Here is a 21500-nt window from a genome sequence, read left to right as displayed (position 1 = left end):
CGGTGCAGTAGCCGCCCATCTGCATTTGAATAAATACTCTGGAGAAACCCAATGTCTGACGGCTGGAATATCGCTCTGCTTGGCGCTACTGGCGCGGTAGGTGAAGCGTTGCTGGAATTATTACAGGAACGCCAGTTCCCGGTGGGCGAACTCTATCCATTGGCCAGTGAACGCAGCGCCGGTGCCACGGTGCGCTTCAACGGCAAATCGGTACTGGTGCAAAACGCGGAAGAATTTGACTGGTCACAGGCGCAGTTGGCGTTCTTCGTCGCCGGAACCGAGGCTTCGGCCCGCTACGCGGAAGAAGCCGGCAACATGGGCTGCCTGGTGATCGACACCAGCGGCCTGTTTGCGCTGGAGCCGGACGTGCCGCTGGTGGTTCCTGGGGTGAACCCACAGGTGCTGGCGGATTACCGCAACCGCAATATCGTTGCCGTGGCCGACAGCATGGTTAGCCAACTGCTGACCGCAATCAAACCGCTGACCGAACAGGCCGGGCTTTCCCGTCTGCACGTCACTACCCTGATGTCGGTATCGGCACGCGGCAAAGTGGCGGTCGACGATCTGGCCGGTCAAAGTGCGCGCCTGCTGAACGGCATTCCGGCTGAAGCGGGGGTTTTCGCCAAGCAGTTGGCGTTCAACCTGTTGCCGTTGCTGGCCGACGAACAGGGCAGCGTGCGCGAAGAGCGTTTGATTGTCGATCAGGTGCGTAAAGTGCTGCAGGACGAAGGGCTGCCGATTTCCGTTAGCTGTGTGCAGTCGCCGGTATTCTACGGCCATGCGCAGGTGGTTCACCTGGAGGCGTTGCGCCCGATGTCTGCGGAAGAAGCGCGCAGCGAGCTGGAGCAGGTGGATGATATCCAACTGAGCGAAGAAGACGACTACCCGACCCAGGTGACGGAAGCCTCTGGCAGCGATGCGCTGAGCGTTGGCTGTTTGCGTAATGACTATGGTATTCCGGAAATCCTGCAGTTCTGGTCGGTGGCCGACAACGTGCGTTTCGGCGGCGCGCTGATGGCGATCGAAACCGCAGAACGTCTGGTGCAGGAGCAGATGTACTGATGTATGAAGTTGTCTTGCCCACCCAGCCGACGTTGAAAATCGCGCTGGGGATTGAATATGACGGCAGCCAGTATTACGGCTGGCAGCGTCAGCAGGAAGTCGCCAGCGTGCAGGCCTGTCTGGAACAGGCGTTGAGCAAGGTAGCGGATGCGCCGATCAACGTGTTGTGCGCCGGACGTACCGACGCCGGAGTGCATGCCACCGGTCAGGTGGTGCATTTCGAAACTACCGCGCAACGCAAGGACGCGGCCTGGACGATGGGCGTCAACACCCATCTGCCGCCGGATATCGCCGTGCGTTGGGTGACTGGCGTGAATGAAGATTTTCATGCCCGTTTCAGCGCGACTGCGCGTCGGTATCGCTACATTATTTATAACCATCGCTATCGTCCGGCGGTATTGCAGCAGGGAATGACCCACTTTTATCACCCGCTGGATGCCGAACGGATGGAAAGGGCGGCGCAGGCGCTGCTGGGCGAGAACGACTTTACTTCGTTCCGCGCCGTGCAATGTCAGTCACGCACGCCGTGGCGTAACGTAAAACACGTTAAGGTTACGCGCTATGGCGAATATATTGTGGTAGATATCAAGGCGAATGCCTTTGTGCATCATATGGTTCGCAACATTGTCGGTAGCCTGATGGAAATTGGCTGCGGCAATCAGGATGAGAACTGGATGGCCGAATTACTGGCGCTGAAGGATCGTAATCTGGCTGCGGCGACGGCGCGGGCCGACGGGTTATACCTGGTTAGCGTTGATTACCCTGAGCACTTTGCCATACCCCGGCCGCCAATGGGGCCACTGTTTTTACCCGACGACTAAATACTGGCGCGCCCGACGCGTTACTCCCTTGTGTAGCTGCCGGGTGGGTGAGACACCCGGTAAAAGAGAGAACCTATGGACATCATCAAGTTTGTAATTGATTTTATTTTGCATATTGACGTGCATCTGGCCGAACTGGTGGCGCAATACGGTATGTGGGTGTACGCCATTTTGTTCCTGATCCTGTTTTGCGAAACCGGGCTGGTGGTGACGCCGTTCCTGCCGGGTGATTCTCTGTTGTTTGTTGCCGGTGCGCTGGCGGCCTTGCCGACCAACGATCTGAATGTACATACCATGGTTGCGTTGATGATAGGCGCGGCGATACTGGGTGACGCGGTGAACTACACCATTGGCCGGCTGTTCGGGGAAAAGCTGTTCAGTAACCCGAATTCGAAAATTTTCCGCCGCAGCTACCTGGATAAAACCCACCAGTTTTATGAAAAACACGGCGGGAAAACGATTATTCTGGCGCGATTTGTGCCGATCGTGCGTACTTTTGCGCCGTTCGTCGCCGGTATGGGGCATATGTCCTATCGCCATTTTGCAGCCTACAACGTGATTGGTGCACTGGTTTGGGTGCTGCTCTTCACTTATGCTGGCTACCTCTTCGGCGATCTGCCGATCGTGCAGGAAAACCTGAAACTGTTGATCGTGGCTATCATCATTGTTTCAATTCTGCCGGGCATCATTGAAATTTGGCGCCATAAACGCGCGGCTGCCCGCCAGCAAAAACAGTAAAAACATCGCTTAACCTGTCGGTTCGACCAGTTTTTTATCCACAGTGTCGGGCCGATATGGTTTAATGAGCGACATTTATGGTCTGTTCCTGTTAACAACCTTGAAACCAGTGCCTCGCGCGCGCTAGCCGCGTTTTGCTCAGGCATTTTTCATTAGGGGTGTTTTCGGGGGGATTGTTAAAGCATGAACAGCGGACTGGCATTTGCCAGGTTCAAACAGAAAGGTCATCGATGAGCTGGATTGAACGAATTCTTAACAAGAGCAACATCACCCAAACCCGCAAGGCAAGTATTCCTGAAGGGGTCTGGACTAAATGCGATAGCTGCGGCCAGGTTCTCTACCGCGCCGAGCTGGAGCGTAATCTGGAAGTATGCCCAAAATGCGACCACCACATGCGCATGACTGCGCGTATGCGTCTGCATACTCTGCTGGATGAAGGCAGTGAAGTGGAGCTGGGCAGCGAACTGGAGCCGAAAGACGTTCTGAAGTTCAAGGATTCCAAAAAGTATAAAGACCGCCTGGTTGCCGCACAGAAAGCGACCGGTGAAAAAGACGCGCTGGTAGTAATGAAAGGCACGCTGTACGGTATGCCGATTGTCGCTGCTTCGTTCGAATTCGCCTTTATCGGCGGTTCCATGTCGTCCGTGGTCGGTGCGCGTTTTGTGCGTGCGGTTGAGCAGGCGCTGGAAGACAACTGTCCGCTGGTGTGTTTCTCAGCCAGTGGCGGTGCCCGTATGCAGGAAGCGCTGATGTCGCTGATGCAGATGGCGAAAACCAGTGCCGCACTGGCGAAACTGCAGGAGCGTGGTCTGCCGTACATTTCGGTACTGACCGACCCGACCATGGGTGGCGTTTCCGCCAGTCTGGCGATGCTGGGTGATATCAATATCGCCGAGCCGAAAGCGCTGATCGGCTTTGCCGGCCCACGCGTTATCGAACAGACGGTGCGTGAAAAACTGCCGCCGGGCTTCCAGCGCAGTGAGTTCCTGATTGAAAAAGGCGCAATCGACATGATCGTACGCCGTCCGGAAATGCGTCAGACCCTGGCGAGTATCCTTTCCAAGCTGACCAACCAGCCGCAGCCGCATTTCGATGAAGCCGCGCCGGTGTCCGAGCAGGAAAATCAGGCCGACGCCTGAGATCAATAGGTTCCCCGCGCCGGTAGCCATCGGCGCGGGGTTCAGCCGCCATTTTGTGGCTAAATGACGGCTGATAACGGAGAGCATCGCCTTTACCGCGGTGAGGGTGGTGCCCTGATGGATTAATGAACCCAAGTTCAGTGACGGGACTCATGCAAAACCACCAAATTCCCCAAGCCACGTCGCCATTGAGCTCGTGGCTTTTCTATCTGGAACGTCTGCACAGCCAGGCGATCGAACTCGGCCTGGAACGCGTACAGCGCGTTGCGGCGCATCTTGATTTACTCACTCCTGCACCAACGGTATTTACCGTAGCCGGTACCAATGGCAAAGGCACCACCTGTCGCACCCTGGAAACCATCCTGATGGCGGCCGGTTTGCGGGTTGGCGTCTACAGCTCGCCGCACCTGGTGCGTTATACCGAGCGGGTGCGTATTCAGGGCGATGAACTGAGTGAGGCCGAACACTGCCGCTCGTTCGCCGCCATTGAAGCGGGCCGGGGTGAAACTTCACTGACCTACTTCGAATTTGGCACCCTGTCGGCGCTGCAACTGTTCAAACAGGCTAAGCTTGACGTGGTGATCCTGGAAGTCGGGCTGGGTGGCCGCCTGGATGCGACCAATATCGTCGATCCGAGCGTGGCAGTGGTGACCAGCATTGCGCTGGATCATACCGACTGGCTGGGCAACGATCGCGAAAGCATTGGCCGCGAAAAGGCCGGGATCTTCCGCAGCGGCAAACCGGCGGTGGTGGGGGAACCGGATATGCCGGCCACCATTGGGCAGGTGGCGGAAACGCTGGGTGCCCAACTGTATCGCCGCGGCGATGCCTGGAGCTTCAGTGAACAGGGCGAACGCTGGCAGTGGCAAGGCGGCGGTACCTTGCTGACCGATTTGCCGATGCCCAACGTGCCGTTAGCCAATGCGGCGACGGCACTGGCTGCGCTGCATTTTTCTGCGTTGGAAATTGATGAGCGGGCAATCTTCACCGGCTTGCAGCAGGCGACATTGCCTGGACGTTTCCAGATTGTGCGACGCGATCCGATGCTGATCCTCGACGTGGCGCATAATCCCCACGCGGCAGGTTACCTGGCCGGGCGTCTGGCGACCTTACCGCGCAATGGCGGCAAAGTGCGAGCGGTGGTGGGGATGTTGTCGGATAAAGACATCGCCGGCACCCTGGCCTGTTTGAGTGAGCAGGTCGATGAGTGGTATTGCGCGCCGCTGGACGGGCCGCGCGGGGCCAGCGTCGAACTGTTGGCGCAATATTTGACGGAACCGCGGCAGTTTGCCGATGTCGAAACTGCCTGGCGTCAGGCTATGCAGGACGCAGATATTCAGGATATTGTGATCGTCTGTGGATCGTTCCACACCGTTGCACAGGTTATGGCGGCGTTAGACGAGCGGGGAGTGTGAGTGGCAAGTAAATTTCAAAACCGATTGGTCGGTACCGTGATTTTGGTCGCGCTGGGGGTGATTATCCTGCCAGGGCTGCTGGACGGTAAAAAGAAACATTATGAAGACGAATTCGCCGCCATTCCATTGGTGCCGAAGGCCGGTGATGTGGAAGAAAATGACGTGGTGCCACCGGTAAGCCAACCGCTACCGGCACAGCCGCCGGAAGGCGCGGGCGCACTGGTTGAGCAGCAGGCGGCCAATGAGGCAGCAGCGCAGCAGGCAGTTCGCCAACCGACGCAGCAGCCGACGCTGGTGACCCCGCCGGTCGAATCCCGTCCACAACCGACGCCGCAGCCGCAGGTGAAGCCTAAACCGGTAGAAACCAAACCGGTGGAAGTGAAACCAAAACCGGTACCACAACCGAAACCGGTGGAGACGAAGCCGGTGGTGAAACCTGAGCCAACGCCAGTACCCAAGCCTGAGCCTGCACCCGTGCAGAAACCGGCGGAAGAGAAAGCGCCGGCAGGGCAGGCTTATGTGGTGCAGCTCGGTGCGCTGAAGAACGCCGCCAAGGTGAACGAGGTGGTGGCATCGCTCAGGCTGTCCGGTTACCGTGCCTTTACCGTGCCATCAACGCCGGTACAGGGCCAGATCACCCGGATCTACGTCGGCCCGGATGCCTCAAAACAGAAGCTGCAGTCTTCTCTGTCCGCGTTGAACTCGATCAGTGGTTTGAGCGGTCAGGTGAAGCCATACGGCGTACGTTAAGTTTATGGGGTGCAGCATGCTGTGCCCCATAATCGAGTCATGCCGATATAATCATTAAAAATAATGTGCCTTTCGTAGCTGAAATGGCCTATGTAGGCGCGGCGATTGGGAATTTTTTTATCGCCGCTTTTTATTTGTAGCGGGGCAGGAAAACCCCTACGCAAACGTTTACGTTTTCTGTTAGAATTCGCCGCGAAATGGATGCAGGGGCGATTCATCATTGGAATAGTTCATGGTCTGGATTGATTACGTCATTATAGCGGTGATTGGATTTTCGGCTCTGGTGAGCCTGATCCGAGGGTTTGTTCGCGAAGCATTGTCACTTGTGACATGGGGATGTGCGTTTTTTGTTGCCAGCCATTTCTACTCTTACCTTGCGGTCTACTTCACTCGTTTTGAAGATGAACTGGTGCGAAACGGCATCGCGATTGCCATCTTGTTTATCGCGACCCTGATCGTAGGCGCTATTGTTAACTATGTGATTAGCTCACTGGTAGAGAAAACCGGGTTATCAGGCACCGACCGGGTGCTGGGCGTCTGTTTTGGCGCACTGCGCGGCGTGTTGATCGTTTCGGCGATACTGTTTTTCCTGGATACCTTTACCGGCTTCTCACAAAGTACCGACTGGAAACAGTCGCAGCTGATCCCCCAGTTCAGTTACATCATCAGGTGGTTCTTTGACTACCTGCAGAGCACGTCGAGTTTCTTGCCGACCCATTTACCGGGGCGGTAGCGCTGATGAGGAAAAGACAACATGTGCGGTATTGTCGGTATCGCCGGTTTTATGCCGGTAAACCAGTCGATTTATGATGCGTTGATGGTGCTTCAGCACCGTGGCCAGGATGCCGCAGGCATCGTCACCATAGATGCCCACAATGGGTTCCGTCTGCGTAAGGCCAACGGTCTGGTGAAGGATGTGTTTGAGGCACGCCATATGCAGCGCTTGCAGGGCAACATGGGGATCGGCCATGTGCGCTACCCAACGGCTGGCAGCTCCAGTGCCTCAGAGGCTCAACCCTTTTATGTAAACTCGCCGTTCGGCTTGACGCTGGCACACAACGGCAACCTGACCAACGCCCATGAGCTGCGCCAAAAGCTGTTTGAAAGCGGCCGCCGCCATATCAACACCACCTCCGATTCCGAGATCCTGCTGAACGTACTGGCCAGTGAGCTGGATCGTTTCCAACATTATCCGCTGGAATCCGACAACATTTTCACCGCCGTTGCCGCCATGCATCAGCAACTGCGTGGCGCTTACGCCTGCGTAGCGATGATCATCGGTCACGGTCTGCTGGCATTCCGTGACCCTAACGGTATCCGCCCGCTGGTGATCGGCAAGCGTCAGCTTGAAGATGGCCGCAATGAATATATGGTGGCTTCAGAGAGCGTCGCACTGGACACGCTGGGCTTCGAATTCCTGCGCGACGTAGCGCCGGGCGAAGCGGTGTATATCACCGAGAAGGGCCAACTGTTCACTCGTCAGTGTGCAGAGAACCCGAAAACCAACCCGTGCCTGTTCGAATATGTCTATTTCGCTCGCCCAGACTCCTTTATGGACAAGATTTCGGTCTACAGCGCCCGCGTGCGCATGGGGCAGAAGTTGGGTGAGAAGATTGCCCGCGAGTGGGAAGATTTGGACATCGACGTGGTGATCCCAATCCCGGAAACGTCCTGTGATATAGCGTTGGAAATCGCACGCATCCTGGATAAGCCGTACCGTCAGGGTTTTGTGAAGAACCGCTATGTCGGCCGTACCTTTATTATGCCGGGCCAACAGGCGCGCCGTAAGTCGGTACGTCGTAAGTTGAACGCCAACCGTGCCGAGTTCCGCGACAAGAATGTGCTGTTGGTGGATGATTCCATCGTGCGCGGCACCACTTCAGAGCAGATCGTTGAGATGGCGCGTGACGCCGGGGCGAAACGAGTTTACCTGGCTTCCGCTGCGCCGGAAATTCGCTTCCCTAACGTCTACGGCATCGACATGCCGAGTGCCAACGAACTGATCGCCCACGGCCGTGAAGTGGACGAAATCCGCCAGATCATCGGTGCCGATGGTCTGATCTTCCAGGACCTGGACGATCTGATTGAAGCGGTACGCGAAGAGAACCCGGACATCACCCAGTTCGAATGCTCGGTATTCAACGGTATCTACGTCACCAAAGACGTCGACCAGAGCTACCTCGAATATCTGGAATCGCTGCGTAATGACGACGCCAAAGAAATACGTGGTCAGACCGAAGCCGAAAATCTGGAAATGCACAACGAAGGTTAAGTTTCATTCTTGACCAAAACAGTGCACCGCGGCGTTCGCTGCGGTGCATTATTCCTCCCTGACTTGCTTATGTAGCCCCATTGCGGCAAAGTCTGCCTGATCCTATTTTTCCTTGGCAGAGGCCAGCTCTATGAAACGACTCATCATCGGTATTTCCGGCGCCAGCGGCGCAATCTACGGCGTGCGCCTGTTACAGGTATTGCGCGACGTCGCAGAGGTGGAAACCCATTTGGTGATGAGTAATGCGGCGCGACAGACGCTGTCGCTGGAAACCGATCTCAGCCTGCGTGAAGTGCAGGCGCTGGCCGATGTGGTGCATGACTCGCGCGATATTGGTGCCAGCATTTCTTCCGGCTCGTTCAAAACGGCCGGTATGGTGATTTTGCCCTGTTCAATCAAAACCTTATCCGGTATTGCCAATAGCTACAGTGACGGCCTGCTGACGCGTGCCGCCGACGTGGTTCTGAAAGAACGCCGCCGGCTGGTGCTGTGCGTGCGCGAAACTCCGTTGCATATCGGCCATCTGCGTCTGATGACCCAGGCGGCGGAAATGGGCGCGGTGATTATGCCGCCGGTACCGGCGTTTTATCATCGTCCTGCCAGCGTAGAAGACATCATCGATCAAACGGTAAACCGGGTGGTCGATCAGTTTGACATTGAATTACCGCAAGATTTATTTGCCCGCTGGCAAGGTGCCAATTAACAAATTTCTCCCCAATTTAGCACATTTGTGCAACACCGCACTGAATTAGGGCGGCGCATGCACCATAATGATCCCACTTCATCACGCTCACTGTTTCAAGGCTCTGGTATTTATCCATTGCCCGTGGCGCGGCCAACACTGGCCGATTTAATTTTGCGGTTATCGTCCCAGGAAACAGTTTTGTGAAGGCCGGAGCCGTTCCCTCCGCCTACAGCAACAAATGTGGCACGATTACTGCAAATTGATTTGGTGGAAAAGTAATGCCCGCAGTGGCATCAAAAAATCAATTTGAGGGTGATTTATGAAAAAGCTGGTTAAGGTTCTTCCTTTAGTCTTGGCTTTAAGCGCGGCAAGCAGCGCATTTGCCGCAGTACCATCAACGCTGAAGATCGGTACCGATCCGACCTATGCACCCTTTGAATCCAAAAATGCCAAGGGCGAGTTGGTTGGTTTTGATATCGATCTGGCCAAAGAGCTGTGCAAACGCATAAATACTAAATGTACCTTTGTGGAAAGCGATTTTGACGCGCTGATCCCGTCCCTGAAGGCGAAGAAAATTGACGCCATCATCTCTTCTCTGTCGATCACCGAAAAACGCCAGCAGGAAATTGCCTTCACCGACAAGCTGTATGCCGCTAACGCCCGCCTGATCGCGCCGAAAGGTTCCAAGCTGCTGCCTACCGTAGACGCGCTGAAAGGCAAGAGCGTCGGCGTGCTGCAGGGGACGACCCAGGAAGCCTATGCCAATGCCATGTGGCAGCCTAAGGGCATCACCGTCGTGCCTTATCAGAACCAGGATCTGGTGTATGCCGACCTGGCATCCGGCCGTATTGATGCGGCTTTCCAGGACGAAGTGGCGGGCAGCGATGGCTTCCTGAAACAGCCTCCAGGCAAGGATTATGCATTTGCCGGTGAATCGGTGAAGGATGACAAATTCTTCGGCGTGGGGACCGGCATGGGCCTGCGCAAGACCGATACCGAGCTGAAGGCGGCGCTGGATAAAGCCTTTGCCGAAATGCGCAAAGACGGCACTTACGACAAGTATGCGAAGAAATATTTCGACTTTGACGTCTACGGCGGTTAATGCCGCTTACCGTTCCATGTTGTGACTACGGGGCTGGCCCGCCGGCCCCGATGGTTCGGGATCCAATGACGACAGGGTGAAGTAAATGCTGCAAGGCTATTCCCAATTGATATTAGAGGGGGCTCTGGTGACGCTGGAGCTGGCCCTCAGTTCCGTACTGCTGGCGCTGGTCATCGGTTTGATCGGTGCCGGCGGCAAGCTTTCCCAAAATCGCCTGCTTTCTACCGTGTTTGGCGCTTATACCACGCTGATCCGTGGCGTACCCGATCTGGTGCTGATGCTGCTGATTTTCTACGGCCTGCAAATTGCGCTCAACAACCTCACCGAACTGCTTGGCTTCGCGCAAATCGATATTGATCCGCTCAGCGCGGGCATTATCACCCTCGGGTTTATCTACGGCGCTTATTTCACCGAAACCTTTCGCGGTGCCTATATGGCGGTGTCGAAGGGGCAGATTGAAGCGGCAACGGCCTACGGCTTCACCGGTTCACAAATTTTCCGCCGCATTCTGTTCCCTGCGATGATGCGCTTTGCCCTGCCGGGCATTGGCAACAACTGGCAGGTGATCCTGAAGGCTACGGCGCTGGTGTCTATTCTGGGCCTCAATGACGTGGTGAAAGCCACTCAGTTGGCCGGCAAAGGCACCTATCAGCCGTTCTTCTTTGCGATCGTGGCCGGTGTGGTTTATCTGGTTTTCACTACCGTTTCCAATGGTGTGCTGCTGTGGCTTGAACGGCGTTATTCCCTGGGCGTCCGGAGGGCTGAGCTATGATCGAGATTTTACAACAGTACTGGCAATCGCTGCTGTGGAGCGACGGTTACCGTTTCACCGGGGTCGCCGTCACCCTGTGGCTGCTGATTTCCTCGGTGGTGATGGGCGGTTTGCTGGCGATCCCGATGGCGGTGGCACGCGTTTCCTCCATCACCTGGGTGCGTTTCCCAGTTTGGCTCTACACCTATATATTCCGTGGTACGCCGCTGTACGTGCAGCTGCTGGTGTTTTACTCCGGTATGTACAGCCTGGAAATCGTGCGTGGGACGGACTTCCTCAACGCTTTCTTCCGCAGCGGGCTAAATTGCACCATTTTGGCGCTAACGCTGAACACCTGTGCTTACACCACCGAGATCTTCGCCGGGGCGATACGCTCGGTGTCGCACGGTGAAATCGAAGCGGCCAATGCTTACGGTTTCTCACGTTTCAAAATGTACCGCTGTATCATTTTGCCTTCGGCACTGCGCACCGCGCTGCCGGCCTACAGCAATGAAGTGATCCTGATGCTGCACTCGACCGCGCTGGCGTTCACCGCCACCGTGCCGGACCTGCTGAAGATAGCGCGAGATATCAATGCGGCGACCTACCAGCCGTTCTATGCCTTTGGCATTGCAGCGGTGCTGTATCTGATCATCTCTTACGGATTAATCAGCCTGTTCCGCAAGGCGGAAAAGCGCTGGATGGCACACGTTAATCACTGATAATGACGGGAACCTACTATGTCTGAGAATAAATTAGCCGTCACCGAACTGCATAAACGCTATGGCGAACACGAAGTGCTGAAAGGCGTCTCGCTGGCGGCCAACGCAGGGGATGTGATTAGCATCATCGGGTCTTCCGGCTCCGGTAAAAGTACCTTTTTGCGCTGCATTAACTTCCTGGAGAAGCCAAGTGAAGGCGCCATCAGCCTGAATAATGAAGACATTCGCATGGTGCGCGACAAGGACGGCCAGCTTAAGGTCTTCGATAAGAAACAGCTGCAGTTGCTGCGCACTCGCCTGACCATGGTGTTCCAGCATTTTAACCTGTGGAGCCACATGACGGTGCTGGAGAACGTGATGGAAGCACCGGTGCAGGTTCTGGGGCTGAGCAAGACCGAGGCGCGTGAGCGCGCGATACGTTACCTGGACAAGGTGGGGATCGACGAGCGTGCGCGTGGCAAATACCCGGTGCATCTGTCTGGCGGCCAGCAACAGCGCGTGTCTATCGCGCGGGCATTGGCGATGGAGCCGGAGGTGTTACTGTTTGACGAACCGACCTCGGCACTGGATCCGGAACTGGTGGGCGAAGTGCTGCGCATCATGCAGAAGCTGGCGGAAGAGGGCAAAACCATGGTGGTGGTGACGCACGAAATGGAGTTTGCACGCCATGTTTCCAGCCACGTGATCTTCCTGCACAAAGGACTGATCGAAGAGCAGGGGCCACCGGCTGAGCTGTTCGGCAATCCGAAAAGTCCTCGCCTGCAGCAGTTTCTTTCCGGCGCGTTAAAATAACGGGCTTTTGGGGCCAGATCTTTCTGGCCCCGATCGGATCCTCAGCGGGCTGCGCCCCGCTGATTAATCACATCATCCAACGCCTGTTCCAACTCCAAAAAGCGGAAGCTAAAACCGGCTTCTTCCAGCCTTTTCGGTACCGCTCGCTGTCCACCCAGCACCAATACCGCCGCTTCCCCCATCAATAAACGCATGGCAAAGGCCGGCACGCGTAAAAACGCAGGTCGGTCGAGCACGTTGGCGAGCTGAGCGGCAAACTGTTCGTTGTGAACCGGGTAAGGGGCCACCATATTAAATGGCCCTTGCAGGGTTTGGTGATCCAGTAAATAAACGATGCCGTCGACCATGTCTTCCAGGTGGATCCACGGCAGATATTGGCGGCCGTCACCTATCGGCCCACCCAGCCCAAGGCGGAATGGCGGTAACATTTTAGCCAACGCGCCGCCTTTGGCCGCCAGCACCACGCCGGTACGCAGCAAACAGACGCGAGTGGCGTCGCTTTGCGCTTGCAGAGCCAGAGACTCCCAGCGTTGGCACAGTTGATGGGTGAACTCGTCATGCGGGGCTTCGTCTTCGGTGACTACCGCCTGGCCCTGATCGCCATAATAGCCGGTTGCAGAACCGGAAATCAGCACGCCGGGCGGAGTGCTGCCGGCGTTAATCAGTTTGACCAACTGTTCGGTCAGATCCCAGCGGCTGTGGCACAGGCGTTCTTTCTGCGCTTTGCTCCAGCGCTTGTCGGCGATAGGCTCACCGGCCAGGTTGATTACGGCGTCAAAACCGTCCAGCGAGGGCTTGTCCTGCAGCGTTGACCAATAGCTGACCTGCTCGCCAAAGCGCTCACGTGCGCGTTGCACGTTGCGGCTCAGCACCGTAATTTGATGAGAAAGGCCCAGCAGCCGTTGCGTCAGGCTGCTCCCTATCAATCCTGTGGCGCCGGTTATCAGGACTCGCATGGTCGATTCTCCCTGAAACGGTGGTTTTCAGGCCCGGCGATAGCTCATGGTCATCGAAACCGAGTCGGCGTAGCGCAGGGCCAATAGTTTATCTATCTCCACTTCAGCATAGGTTACCCAGGCGTGTTGTTTCACGATATCGAGCACATCCTGAGTTAATTTTTCCAGCAGGGCGAAGCGGTTATCTTCCACGTGACGAATGATGGCCTTGGTGATGGTGCGGTAGTTGAGCGCGTCGTCGATGTTTTCACTGTCGCGCGCCTTATCCGCCGGGTAGTGGATCACCACGTTAATCAGGATGTCCTGACGGTTGTTGATTTCTTCTTCCTTGATACCGATGAATGTACGCAACCGCAGATTTTTTATACGAATAATGGCGTCGGGTTGACTGAATGACATCAGAGAATCTCCACAGGTCTGATTATTGGTGCTCAGAATACACGGAAAGCAGGGAAATGATAACGAGCCGGGGGAAACTCCCCGGAGGCCGGGGAGTCGGAAAATTAACCCTGCTCAGCCAGCTTGTAGGCACGCTCGGTGGCCGGGCGGTTGCTGATGCGTTCGAACCAGTTGCGTACCGCCGGATAATCCGCCAGATCGATGCGCTGACGCGGGTGTGACACTACCCAGGGATAAGTGGCGATATCGGCAATGCTGTAGTTGTCACCGCCCAGATAAGGGTGCTTTTGCAGCTCGGCTTCCAGCACCGCATACAGACGTTTGGTTTCCAGGTGATAACGTTCGATGGCGTAGGGCACAGGCTGCGGCGCGTAGTGATTGAAGTGGTGGTTTTGCCCCAGCATCGGCCCAAAACCCGCCACCTGCCAAAACAGCCACTGTAGCGTGGCTGCACGCTCGCGTAGCCCTTTGCTCAGCAGCTTGCCGGTTTTCTCCGCCAGATACAGCAGAATTTCGCCGGACTCGAACAGACTGATTGGCGCACCGCCATCAACCGGCTGCTGATCGACGATGGCCGGGATTTTGTTGTTGGGGGAAATGCTCAGAAAATCCGGCTTGAACTGATCGCCGGCGCTGATATTTACGCGGTGGATACGGTAGGGTAAGCCAACCTCCTCCAGAAACAGGGTAATTTTGTGACCATTGGGAGTAGGCGCGTAATACAGGTCAATCATGTTGCCTCCTGCGGTAAGGTGATCTGTAAGCCATTACACGTTGTTGCGGTCTTCGCCGCGCACAAAGGTATATCAGAGATCTTTCTATAGGGTTACCAACAATAGCAGCTAAGAATAGCAGGCTATGTGAGATTCGTCCGATGCTATCACCACAAGATACATTACAATTTTCCGCAGGCACATCTGTGGGTTGTCGCGCAGCGATGGCGCGCTAAAATAGGGCCTATTTGCTTATCAGGGACAAGGTTATGAAGCTGATATTTGCCTCGGATATACATGGTTCGCTTCCCGCCACCGAAAGCCTGTTGGCGCATTTTGAACAAAGCGGTGCCGACTGGCTGATCCTGTTGGGTGATTTGCTGAATCACGGGCCACGCAATGCGCTGCCGGTGGGGTATCAGCCGGCGCAGGTTGCCGAACAATTGAATCGCTATAGCGACAAGATCATCGCCGTTCGCGGCAACTGCGACAGTGAAGTCGATCAGATGCTACTGTCCTTCCCTATCACCGCGTCCTGGCAGCAGGTGCTATTACAAAAAAGACGATTGTTTTTAACCCACGGTCACCTTTATCATCCCTCGGCACTGCCGCCGTTATCTGCCGGAGATGTGCTGGTCTATGGACACAGCCATTTGCCGCAGGCGGAACGGCAGGGGGATATTTACTGCTTTAATCCAGGGTCGGTCAGCATTCCGAAGGGGGGCTTTCCTGCCAGCTATGGCATACTGGAGGACGGCGTTTTAAGTGTGGTCACTTTGCTCGGCGGCAAGGCTGTTGCAGAGGTGGCATTAACGCACTAATTTATACACACACAATAAAAATCTTTGAAAAACACTCATTGATTAACCAGTGCGCGGGATGCATCGCGCCAAAATAGAAGGTTTTAGAGGATGGCGGAACAGGATCAGGCTGCAGATACCGAGTGGGTTGATATCGTCAACGAGCAAAACGAAGTGATTGCTCAATCCAGTCGCCAACAGATGCGTGCCCAACGGCTGCGTCATCGTGCTACCTATATTGTGGTGCATGATGGAATGGGAAAAATTCTGGTGCAGCGTCGCACCGATATTAAAGATTTCTATCCGGGCTGGCTGGACGCCACTGCGGGTGGGGTGGTGCAGAGCGGGGAGAACGTGCTGGATTCCGCCCGTCGCGAAGCGGAAGAGGAGCTGGGCATTGCCGGCGTGCCTTTCGCCGAACACGGCCTGTTCTACTTTGAAGAAGATCAGTGCCGGGTGTGGGGCGCATTATTCAGTTGCGTATCGCACGGCCCGTTTGCCCTGCAGGAAGAAGAAGTGGTTGAGGTGAGCTGGCTGACGCCGGAAGAGATCACCGCCCGCTGCGACGAATTCACGCCGGACTCGTTAAAAGCGTTGTCGCTGTGGCTGACGCGTAACAACGAGCAGGCTTATGGCAAGCCGCTACGCGATAGCGATGAAAATGCCTGATGTGTTCGCGCAAATAAAAAAACCGGTCAATTGACCGGTTTTTTTTATCTGATAATTCAGGAATTATCAGGCTTTGACTGCTGCAGCATCAGCCTGGGAAGACTGGATGGCGGTCAGCGCCACGGTGTAAACGATGTCGTCTACCAGTGCGCCACGCGACAGGTCGTTCACCGGCTTGCGCATGCCTTGCAGCATTGGCCCGATGGACACCAGGTCAGCAGAGCGCTGTACCGCTTTGTAGGTGGTGTTACCAGTGTTCAGATCCGGGAAGATGAACACGGTAGCCTGGCCTGCAACCGGCGAGTTAGGCGCTTTGGATTTGGCTACGTCAGCCATGATCGCGGCGTCATACTGCAACGGACCGTCGATGATCAGGTCAGGACGTTTTTCCTGCGCCAGACGGGTTGCTTCGCGCACTTTCTCAACGTCGCTACCTGCACCTGAGTTGCCGGTGGAGTAGGAGATCATCGCTACGCGTGGTTCGATACCGAAGGCGGCAGCAGAGTCGGCTGACTGAATGGCGATCTCGGACAGCTGCTCGGCGGTTGGATCCGGGTTGATTGCACAGTCGCCGTACACCAGAACCTGGTCAGGCAGCAGCATGAAGAACACGGAGGACACCAGTGAGCTGCCCGGTGCGGTTTTGATCAACTGCAGCGGTGGACGAATGGTGTTGGCGGTGGTGTGAACCGCGCCGGAAACCAGCCCGTCAACTTCGCCTTTCTCCAGCATCAGGGTGCCGAGAACCACGTTGTCTTCCAGTTGCTCACGCGCAACCACTTCGGTCATGCCCTTGCTCTTGCGCAGCTCAACCAGACGCGGCACATACTGTTCGCGGACGGCGACCGGATCAACAATCTCGATGCCTTTGCCCAGTTCAACGCCCTGAGCGGCAGCAACGCGCTGGATCTCTTCCGGATTACCCAACAGCACACATTCTGCGATACCACGTTCGGCACAGATAGCCGCCGCTTTCACGGTACGTGGTTCGTCGCCTTCAGGCAGTACGATGCGTTTGCCGGCTTTACGTGCCAGTTCGGTCAGCTCGTAACGGAACGCTGGCGGAGACAGACGACGTGAACGCTCGGAGGTGGCGGTCAGAGACTCGATCCACTCGGCGTTGATGTGGCTGGCCACGTAGTTCTGCACTTTCTCGATGCGCTGGTGGTCATCCGCCGGCACTTCGAGGTTAAAGCTTTGCAGGCTGAGCGAGGTCTGCCAGGTGTTGGTTTCAACCATAAATACCGGCAGGCCGGTCTGGAAGGCACGTTCACACAGTTTTCTGATAGGTTCGTCGATGGCGTAGCCACCGGTCAGCAGGATGGCGCCGATCTCTACGCCATTCATCGCTGCCAGACAGGCAGAAACCAGCACGTCAGGACGGTCTGCCGAAGTTACCAGCAGTGAACCCGGACGGAAGTGTTCCAGCATGTGCGGGATGCTGCGCGCACAGAAAGTCACGGACTTCACGCGGCGGGTCATGATGTCGCCTTCATTGACCACGGAGGCCTTCAGGTGACGGGCCATGTCGATAGCGCGGGTGGCGATCAGATCGAAGCTCCACGGCACGCAGCCCAGCACCGGCAACGGGCTGTTTGCGAACAGTTGCGCCGGGTCAACGTTGGTCACGCTGGCCTTGGTGGAATCGTCGAAGATTTCGGACAGGTCAGGACGGGTGCGGCCCTGCTCGTCAACCGGAGCGTTCAGCTTGTTGATGATCACGCCGGTGATGTTTTTGTTTTTGCTGCCGCCGAAGCTGCTGCGCGCCAGTTCGATACGCTCTTTCAACTGTGCCGGGGAATCGTTGCCCAGCGCCAGCACGAAGACGATTTCTGCATTCAGCGTTTTGGCGATTTCATAGTTCAGCGCGTTGGCGAACTGGTGCTTACGGGTCGGCACCAGGCCTTCGATCAGCACCACTTCTGCGTCTTTGGTGTTCTCGTGGTAGCGAGCCACGATCTCTTCCATCAGCACGTCTTGCTGGTTGGAGCTCAGCAGGCCTTCAACGTAGCTCATGCGCAGTGGTTCTGCCGCCGTGATGGTGGAGTTGCTGCTGCGGATGATGGTGGTGGTCTGGTCGAGCGAATCGCCGCCAGTACGTGGCTGTGCGATAGGTTTGAATACGCTCAGGCTAACGCCTTTTTGCTCCATGGAGCGAATGACACCCAGGCTGACGCTGGTCAGGCCGACGCTGGTGCCAGTGGGGATCAACATAATAGTACGTGACACAGAATAGTCCTCTTCACGATTTAACATGAGGCTAAAACAGCACCGTCAGCCTGGGCTGACGGTGTCGGAGAGCGTTACGCGGTCAGACGGGATGCGTCTTGCGCGATGACCAACTCTTCGTTGGTCGGGATTACCAGCGCCAGGCGGCTGCCGTCTTTGGTGATGGCACCGGATTTACCGAAGCGAGCAGCCATGTTGCGCTCGTGGTCAATCTCGAAGCCCAGCAGGCCCAGTTTGTTCAGGGTCAGCTCACGCACCATACCGGCGTTTTCACCGATACCGCCGGTGAAGATAACCGCGTCCAGACGGCCGTCCATCAGTGCGCTGTAGGCACCGATGTATTTGGCCAGGCGGTGGCAGAATACGTCCATCGCACGCTTGGCGTCGGCTTTGCTTTCGTAGTTGTCTTCAACATAACGGCAGTCGCTGGTGACTTCGGTCAGGCCCAGCAGGCCGGACTCTTTGGTCAGCATTTTGTTGATTTGATCAACGCTCATGCCCAGGGAGTCGTGCAGGTGGAAGATGATGGCCGGATCGATGTCACCGCTGCGGGTGCCCATGACCAGACCTTCCAGTGGGGTCAGACCCATGGAGGTGTCAACGCATTTGCCGTTGCGCACTGCGGTAACGGAACCGCCGTTGCCCAGGTGGCAGGTGATCAGGTTGACTTCTTCAACCGGCTTGTTCAGGGCCTTGGCCGCTTCCTGGGTTACATAGAAGTGGCTGGTGCCGTGCGCGCCATAACGACGAACGCTGTGGTCGCGGTACAGGCTGTACGGCAGGGCGTACAGGTAGGATTCTTCAGGCATGGTCTGGTGGAATGCGGTGTCGAACACGGCAACGTTTTTATCCGCCAGTTTAGGGAAGGATTTCAATGCTTCAGCGATACCGATCAGGTGCGCCGGGTTATGCAGTGGTGCAAAAGGCACCGAATCTTTGATACCCTGCAGAACTTCGTCGTTGATCACGGCAGAGGCGGTAAACTTCTCGCCGCCGTGCACAATGCGGTGACCGATAGCGGTCAGCTGTGCAGAAAGCTCCGGTTTTTGTGCCAGAATAGTATTAACAATGTAGTTCAGTGCTTCGCTGTGCGCAGCGCCGGCACCCAGAGCCGCTTCGTGTTTGGCGCCGTCCATCTTCCATTTGAGGCGAGCCTCAGGCAGGTGGAAACATTCGGCCAGGCCGGAGAGGTGTTCTTCACCGTTGACAGCATCGATGATAGCGAACTTCAGGGAAGAACTGCCGCAGTTCAGGACCAGTACTAGCTTACTCGACATGGAAGTACCTACTTAAATAGTTCGTGTTGTTAAAGGAAAGACCAAAACACGTGGTGAATTAATCGTCAATCAGACAACAAGCGTAGCGCATAATGCCGTTGACATTTATGATTAACATCATGTGAATTGAACAAACCACATGACGATGAAAAAACCGATGATTTCTCTGCGGTTTAAATAATCTTGATTTTTATAGGGCTAAAAGTTGACAGAATTCTTGTCATCTTCTACCGGCCAAAAGGCCGGCTTAGGATACCGATAGCCTGAGGCAAACACAAAATAAATTTAAAGCTTCAACTTTTTTAGTATTGTGTTGGCTGTGTCCTTATTTTCTTTGTGACGTTGAGGTACGCGATGACGAGCAAACCGTCCGGTTCCGTAAGCTGGTTTCAGGTCTTCCAGCGCGGGCAGCATTATATGAAAACCTGGCCGTCAGACAAACGTCTGGCTCCGGTCTTTCCGGAGAATCGCGTTGCGAGTGCCACCCGTTTTGCCGTCCGCTTTATGCCGCCGCTGGCGGTGTTTACCCTGACCTGGCAGATTGCCCTGGGCGGCCAGCTTGGCCCGGCGATCGCCACCGCACTGTTCGCCTGCAGCATGCCGATGCAGGGGTTGTGGTGGTTGGGCCGTCGTTCGGTCACCCCGTTGCCGCCAACGCTGCTGCAATGGTTCCATGAAGTGCGCAACAAGCTGGCGGAAGCCGGCCAGGCGGTCGCGCCGGTAGAAGGTACGCCGACCTATCAGGCGTTGGCGGATCTGCTGAAACGCGCGTTCAAGCAGTTGGATAAAACCTTCCTGGATGATCTGTAACTGCAAAAATGGCCGCATTGATTGCGGCCTTGTTACCTGTTCCGGCCAATAACCCCGGTTTAAATCAAAGAACCGGTGAGTTGTGATTTCCTGCGATATTGCGCTGTGCGATGCTTCCGCCATAAGTAATTTATCGAGGAAACTATGATGGAAATGACCCACGCCCAACGGCTGATCCTGTCGAACCAATACAAGATGATGACCCTGCTGGATCCGGATAACGCCGAGCGTTATCGCCGCCTTCAGACCATTATCGAACGTGGTTTCGGTTTGCAGATGCGCGAGCTGGATCGCGACTTTGGCGAAATGAGCGAAGACGTGTGCCGCAGCATTATCAACGTGATGGAAATGCACCATGCGTTGCAGGTTTCCTGGGACAACCTGAAGGAAAAACAGGGGATTGAGGCGCGCCGCCTGGCGTTTCTCGGCTTTGATGCCGCAACTGAAGCGCGTCATCTGAGCTACGTGCGTTTCCTGGTGACCACGGAAGGGCGCTATACTCATTTCGATTCCGGCAGCCACGGCTTTAATGCCCAAACCAAAATGTGGGAAAAGTACCAGCGGATGCTGGCCATCTGGCTGTCATGCCCACGCCAGTATCATCTGAGCGCCGTAGAGATAGCGCAAATTATCAATGCCTGATTAAAAGAGGTTTCCTGTGGAGTGTAAGGGTTTTCTGTTCGATCTTGATGGGACGTTGGTTGATTCACTGCCAGCGGTAGAGCGCGCCTGGATTAACTGGGCCAAACGCCGCGGCATTAATCCGCAGGACGTACTGGATTTTATCCACGGTAAACAGGCCATTACCTCGTTGCGTCACTTTATGCCGGGAGAAAGTGAGGCGGCCATTCAGCAGGAATTTCTGCTGCTGGAGCAGGTAGAAGCGCAGGACACCGACGGCGTCACGGCATTACCGGGGGCCGCTGCCTTGCTCGATTGTCTGAATCGTCTCGACATCCCTTGGGCGATCGTTACCTCAGGGTCGATCCCGGTTGCCAGCGCCCGTCGTAACGCCGGTGGTTTGCCGCAGCCGGAGGTGTTCATTACCGCCGAGCAGGTGAAGCATGGCAAGCCACAGCCGGACGCGTATTTGCTGGGCGCCGAGCGCCTGGGGTTGGCACCACAGGATTGTGTGGTGGTGGAAGACGCCGCCGCAGGCATTCTTTCCGGGCTGGCCGCGGGCTGCCAGGTGATTGCGGTCAATGCACCGGCCGATGCACCCAAGCTGGAGCAGGTTGATCTACTGTTAACCTCGCTTGAACAGATTGCGGTAAGTAAAACCGAGCAGGGCGCGACGATTAGCCTGGTGGCATAACCGGCCTATCTTCACCCGAATTGATTAGACCCCGCATCGGCGGGGTTTTTTTATGCTAATTTTTAAGGCCCTAGATATCTCAG

Annotated in this window: 23 protein-coding genes; 18 read left to right on the top strand and 5 right to left on the bottom strand. The window is 55.9% G+C overall.

Features of this window, described 5'->3' with window-relative positions:
• Window positions 1-51 precede the first annotated feature (51 nt).
• The 13 genes from M2406_RS18125 to hisP all read left to right on the top strand — a co-directional run bounded on the left by M2406_RS18125 (window position 52) and on the right by hisP (window position 12249).
• The gene (locus tag M2406_RS18125) at window positions 52-1062 is read left to right on the top strand and encodes an aspartate-semialdehyde dehydrogenase (RefSeq protein WP_017893505.1); all 1011 of its coding nucleotides are present in this window, start codon (window positions 52-54) and stop codon (window positions 1060-1062) included.
• Window positions 1062-1883: a tRNA pseudouridine(38-40) synthase TruA gene (gene truA / locus M2406_RS18120; protein ID WP_259190961.1), complete on the top strand. Its 822-nt coding sequence runs from the start codon at window positions 1062-1064 to the stop codon at window positions 1881-1883. Before M2406_RS18125 ends, truA begins: the two co-directional genes overlap by 1 nt.
• A 75-nt stretch (window positions 1884-1958) precedes the next feature.
• Complete coding sequence (locus M2406_RS18115; RefSeq protein ID WP_012146047.1) at window positions 1959-2621, top strand: DedA family protein; 663 nt, start codon at window positions 1959-1961, stop codon at window positions 2619-2621.
• Between the two features lie 230 nt (window positions 2622-2851).
• Window positions 2852-3760 carry an acetyl-CoA carboxylase, carboxyltransferase subunit beta gene (accD, locus tag M2406_RS18110; protein ID WP_012146046.1) on the top strand — a complete coding sequence of 303 codons (909 nt, stop codon included), beginning with the start codon at window positions 2852-2854 and terminating at the stop codon, window positions 3758-3760.
• Window positions 3761-3912: 152 nt separating this feature from the next.
• Entirely contained in the window at window positions 3913-5175 is a 1263-nt protein-coding gene (folC, locus tag M2406_RS18105) for a bifunctional tetrahydrofolate synthase/dihydrofolate synthase (protein WP_012146045.1), read from the top strand.
• Window positions 5176-5925: a cell division protein DedD gene (gene dedD, locus M2406_RS18100; RefSeq protein WP_115184156.1), complete on the top strand. Its 750-nt coding sequence runs from the start codon at window positions 5176-5178 to the stop codon at window positions 5923-5925.
• 232 nt (window positions 5926-6157) lie between these two features.
• Window positions 6158-6658, top strand: a complete 501-nt coding sequence (gene cvpA / locus M2406_RS18095; RefSeq protein WP_012146043.1) for a colicin V production protein — start codon at window positions 6158-6160, stop codon at window positions 6656-6658.
• A gap of 21 nt (window positions 6659-6679) precedes the next feature.
• Window positions 6680-8197, top strand: coding sequence for an amidophosphoribosyltransferase (purF, locus tag M2406_RS18090; protein ID WP_012146042.1), 1518 nt, complete (start codon window positions 6680-6682; stop codon window positions 8195-8197).
• A gap of 130 nt (window positions 8198-8327) precedes the next feature.
• A complete protein-coding gene (locus M2406_RS18085; protein ID WP_017893500.1) occupies window positions 8328-8900 on the top strand; it encodes a UbiX family flavin prenyltransferase in 573 nt (190 codons plus the stop codon).
• 301 nt (window positions 8901-9201) lie between these two features.
• Window positions 9202-9984, top strand: a complete 783-nt coding sequence (hisJ, locus tag M2406_RS18080) for a histidine ABC transporter substrate-binding protein HisJ (protein WP_012146040.1) — start codon at window positions 9202-9204, stop codon at window positions 9982-9984.
• A gap of 85 nt (window positions 9985-10069) precedes the next feature.
• Complete coding sequence (gene hisQ / locus M2406_RS18075; RefSeq protein ID WP_012146039.1) at window positions 10070-10756, top strand: histidine ABC transporter permease HisQ; 687 nt, start codon at window positions 10070-10072, stop codon at window positions 10754-10756.
• Complete coding sequence (locus M2406_RS18070; protein ID WP_012146038.1) at window positions 10753-11457, top strand: ABC transporter permease; 705 nt, start codon at window positions 10753-10755, stop codon at window positions 11455-11457. The genes hisQ and M2406_RS18070 overlap by 4 nt, the downstream gene beginning before the upstream one ends.
• 18 nt (window positions 11458-11475) lie before the next feature.
• Window positions 11476-12249 carry a histidine ABC transporter ATP-binding protein HisP gene (hisP, locus tag M2406_RS18065; RefSeq protein WP_012146037.1) on the top strand — a complete coding sequence of 258 codons (774 nt, stop codon included), beginning with the start codon at window positions 11476-11478 and terminating at the stop codon, window positions 12247-12249.
• Between the two features lie 41 nt (window positions 12250-12290).
• Here hisP and M2406_RS18060 read toward each other — a convergent pair whose 3' ends face one another.
• From M2406_RS18060 to yfcG, 3 genes are all read right to left on the bottom strand, one after another.
• Window positions 12291-13205, bottom strand: coding sequence for a TIGR01777 family oxidoreductase (locus M2406_RS18060; RefSeq protein WP_259190957.1), 915 nt, complete (start codon window positions 13203-13205; stop codon window positions 12291-12293).
• A gap of 27 nt (window positions 13206-13232) precedes the next feature.
• Window positions 13233-13604, bottom strand: a complete 372-nt coding sequence (folX, locus tag M2406_RS18055) for a dihydroneopterin triphosphate 2'-epimerase (RefSeq protein WP_012146035.1) — start codon at window positions 13602-13604, stop codon at window positions 13233-13235.
• Window positions 13605-13708: 104 nt separating this feature from the next.
• The gene (gene yfcG, locus M2406_RS18050; protein ID WP_012146034.1) at window positions 13709-14338 is read right to left on the bottom strand and encodes a GSH-dependent disulfide bond oxidoreductase; all 630 of its coding nucleotides are present in this window, start codon (window positions 14336-14338) and stop codon (window positions 13709-13711) included.
• 248 nt (window positions 14339-14586) lie between these two features.
• Here yfcG and yfcE point away from each other — a divergent pair, with 248 nt between their 5' ends.
• Together yfcE and yfcD are read left to right on the top strand one after the other, a co-directional pair.
• Window positions 14587-15138: a phosphodiesterase gene (gene yfcE / locus M2406_RS18045; RefSeq protein ID WP_012146033.1), complete on the top strand. Its 552-nt coding sequence runs from the start codon at window positions 14587-14589 to the stop codon at window positions 15136-15138.
• Window positions 15139-15228: 90 nt separating this feature from the next.
• A complete protein-coding gene (yfcD, locus tag M2406_RS18040) occupies window positions 15229-15786 on the top strand; it encodes an NUDIX hydrolase YfcD (protein ID WP_012146032.1) in 558 nt (185 codons plus the stop codon).
• 66 nt (window positions 15787-15852) lie between these two features.
• Here the strand turns inward: yfcD and pta are convergent, their stop codons facing one another.
• Window positions 15853-18015, bottom strand: coding sequence for a phosphate acetyltransferase (gene pta / locus M2406_RS18035; protein WP_026142463.1), 2163 nt, complete (start codon window positions 18013-18015; stop codon window positions 15853-15855).
• A 74-nt stretch (window positions 18016-18089) separates the two neighbouring features.
• The gene (gene ackA, locus M2406_RS18030; protein ID WP_012146030.1) at window positions 18090-19292 is read right to left on the bottom strand and encodes an acetate kinase; all 1203 of its coding nucleotides are present in this window, start codon (window positions 19290-19292) and stop codon (window positions 18090-18092) included.
• Between the two features lie 354 nt (window positions 19293-19646).
• Here ackA and yfbV point away from each other — a divergent pair, with 354 nt between their 5' ends.
• The 3 genes from yfbV to M2406_RS18015 all read left to right on the top strand — a co-directional run bounded on the left by yfbV (window position 19647) and on the right by M2406_RS18015 (window position 21417).
• Complete coding sequence (yfbV, locus tag M2406_RS18025) at window positions 19647-20102, top strand: terminus macrodomain insulation protein YfbV (RefSeq protein ID WP_012146029.1); 456 nt, start codon at window positions 19647-19649, stop codon at window positions 20100-20102.
• 147 nt (window positions 20103-20249) lie between these two features.
• Complete coding sequence (locus M2406_RS18020) at window positions 20250-20744, top strand: YfbU family protein (protein ID WP_017893495.1); 495 nt, start codon at window positions 20250-20252, stop codon at window positions 20742-20744.
• 16 nt (window positions 20745-20760) lie between these two features.
• The gene (locus tag M2406_RS18015; RefSeq protein ID WP_012146027.1) at window positions 20761-21417 is read left to right on the top strand and encodes a sugar phosphatase; all 657 of its coding nucleotides are present in this window, start codon (window positions 20761-20763) and stop codon (window positions 21415-21417) included.
• Window positions 21418-21500: the final 83 nt, after the last annotated feature.

This window comes from Serratia sp. BIGb0163 (assembly GCF_024809935.1).
GTDB classification, from domain to species: Bacteria; Pseudomonadota; Gammaproteobacteria; order Enterobacterales; family Enterobacteriaceae; genus Serratia; species Serratia quinivorans.
The sequence above is the reverse complement of the archived record's forward strand: the minus strand, read 5'-3'. Positions and strand labels throughout refer to the sequence as shown.

Excerpts from the sequence above, each read along its gene's own strand:
- M2406_RS18085 (WP_017893500.1), top strand. The coding sequence starts at position 8,328 with ATGAAACGACTCATCATCGGTATTTCCGGCGCCAGCGGCGCAATCTAC.
- yfbV (WP_012146029.1), top strand. The coding sequence starts at position 19,647 with ATGACGAGCAAACCGTCCGGTTCCGTAAGCTGGTTTCAGGTCTTCCAG.
- yfcD (WP_012146032.1), top strand. The coding sequence starts at position 15,229 with ATGGCGGAACAGGATCAGGCTGCAGATACCGAGTGGGTTGATATCGTC.
- yfcG (WP_012146034.1), bottom strand. The coding sequence starts at position 14,338 with ATGATTGACCTGTATTACGCGCCTACTCCCAATGGTCACAAAATTACC.
- hisJ (WP_012146040.1), top strand. The coding sequence starts at position 9,202 with ATGAAAAAGCTGGTTAAGGTTCTTCCTTTAGTCTTGGCTTTAAGCGCG.
- purF (WP_012146042.1), top strand. The coding sequence starts at position 6,680 with ATGTGCGGTATTGTCGGTATCGCCGGTTTTATGCCGGTAAACCAGTCG.
- folC (WP_012146045.1), top strand. The coding sequence starts at position 3,913 with ATGCAAAACCACCAAATTCCCCAAGCCACGTCGCCATTGAGCTCGTGG.
- hisQ (WP_012146039.1), top strand. The coding sequence starts at position 10,070 with ATGCTGCAAGGCTATTCCCAATTGATATTAGAGGGGGCTCTGGTGACG.
- M2406_RS18070 (WP_012146038.1), top strand. The coding sequence starts at position 10,753 with ATGATCGAGATTTTACAACAGTACTGGCAATCGCTGCTGTGGAGCGAC.
- M2406_RS18060 (WP_259190957.1), bottom strand. The coding sequence starts at position 13,205 with ATGCGAGTCCTGATAACCGGCGCCACAGGATTGATAGGGAGCAGCCTG.
- cvpA (WP_012146043.1), top strand. The coding sequence starts at position 6,158 with ATGGTCTGGATTGATTACGTCATTATAGCGGTGATTGGATTTTCGGCT.
- M2406_RS18125 (WP_017893505.1), top strand. The coding sequence starts at position 52 with ATGTCTGACGGCTGGAATATCGCTCTGCTTGGCGCTACTGGCGCGGTA.
- M2406_RS18115 (WP_012146047.1), top strand. The coding sequence starts at position 1,959 with ATGGACATCATCAAGTTTGTAATTGATTTTATTTTGCATATTGACGTG.
- truA (WP_259190961.1), top strand. The coding sequence starts at position 1,062 with ATGTATGAAGTTGTCTTGCCCACCCAGCCGACGTTGAAAATCGCGCTG.
- accD (WP_012146046.1), top strand. The coding sequence starts at position 2,852 with ATGAGCTGGATTGAACGAATTCTTAACAAGAGCAACATCACCCAAACC.
- folX (WP_012146035.1), bottom strand. The coding sequence starts at position 13,604 with ATGTCATTCAGTCAACCCGACGCCATTATTCGTATAAAAAATCTGCGG.
- yfcE (WP_012146033.1), top strand. The coding sequence starts at position 14,587 with ATGAAGCTGATATTTGCCTCGGATATACATGGTTCGCTTCCCGCCACC.
- M2406_RS18020 (WP_017893495.1), top strand. The coding sequence starts at position 20,250 with ATGGAAATGACCCACGCCCAACGGCTGATCCTGTCGAACCAATACAAG.
- hisP (WP_012146037.1), top strand. The coding sequence starts at position 11,476 with ATGTCTGAGAATAAATTAGCCGTCACCGAACTGCATAAACGCTATGGC.
- ackA (WP_012146030.1), bottom strand. The coding sequence starts at position 19,292 with ATGTCGAGTAAGCTAGTACTGGTCCTGAACTGCGGCAGTTCTTCCCTG.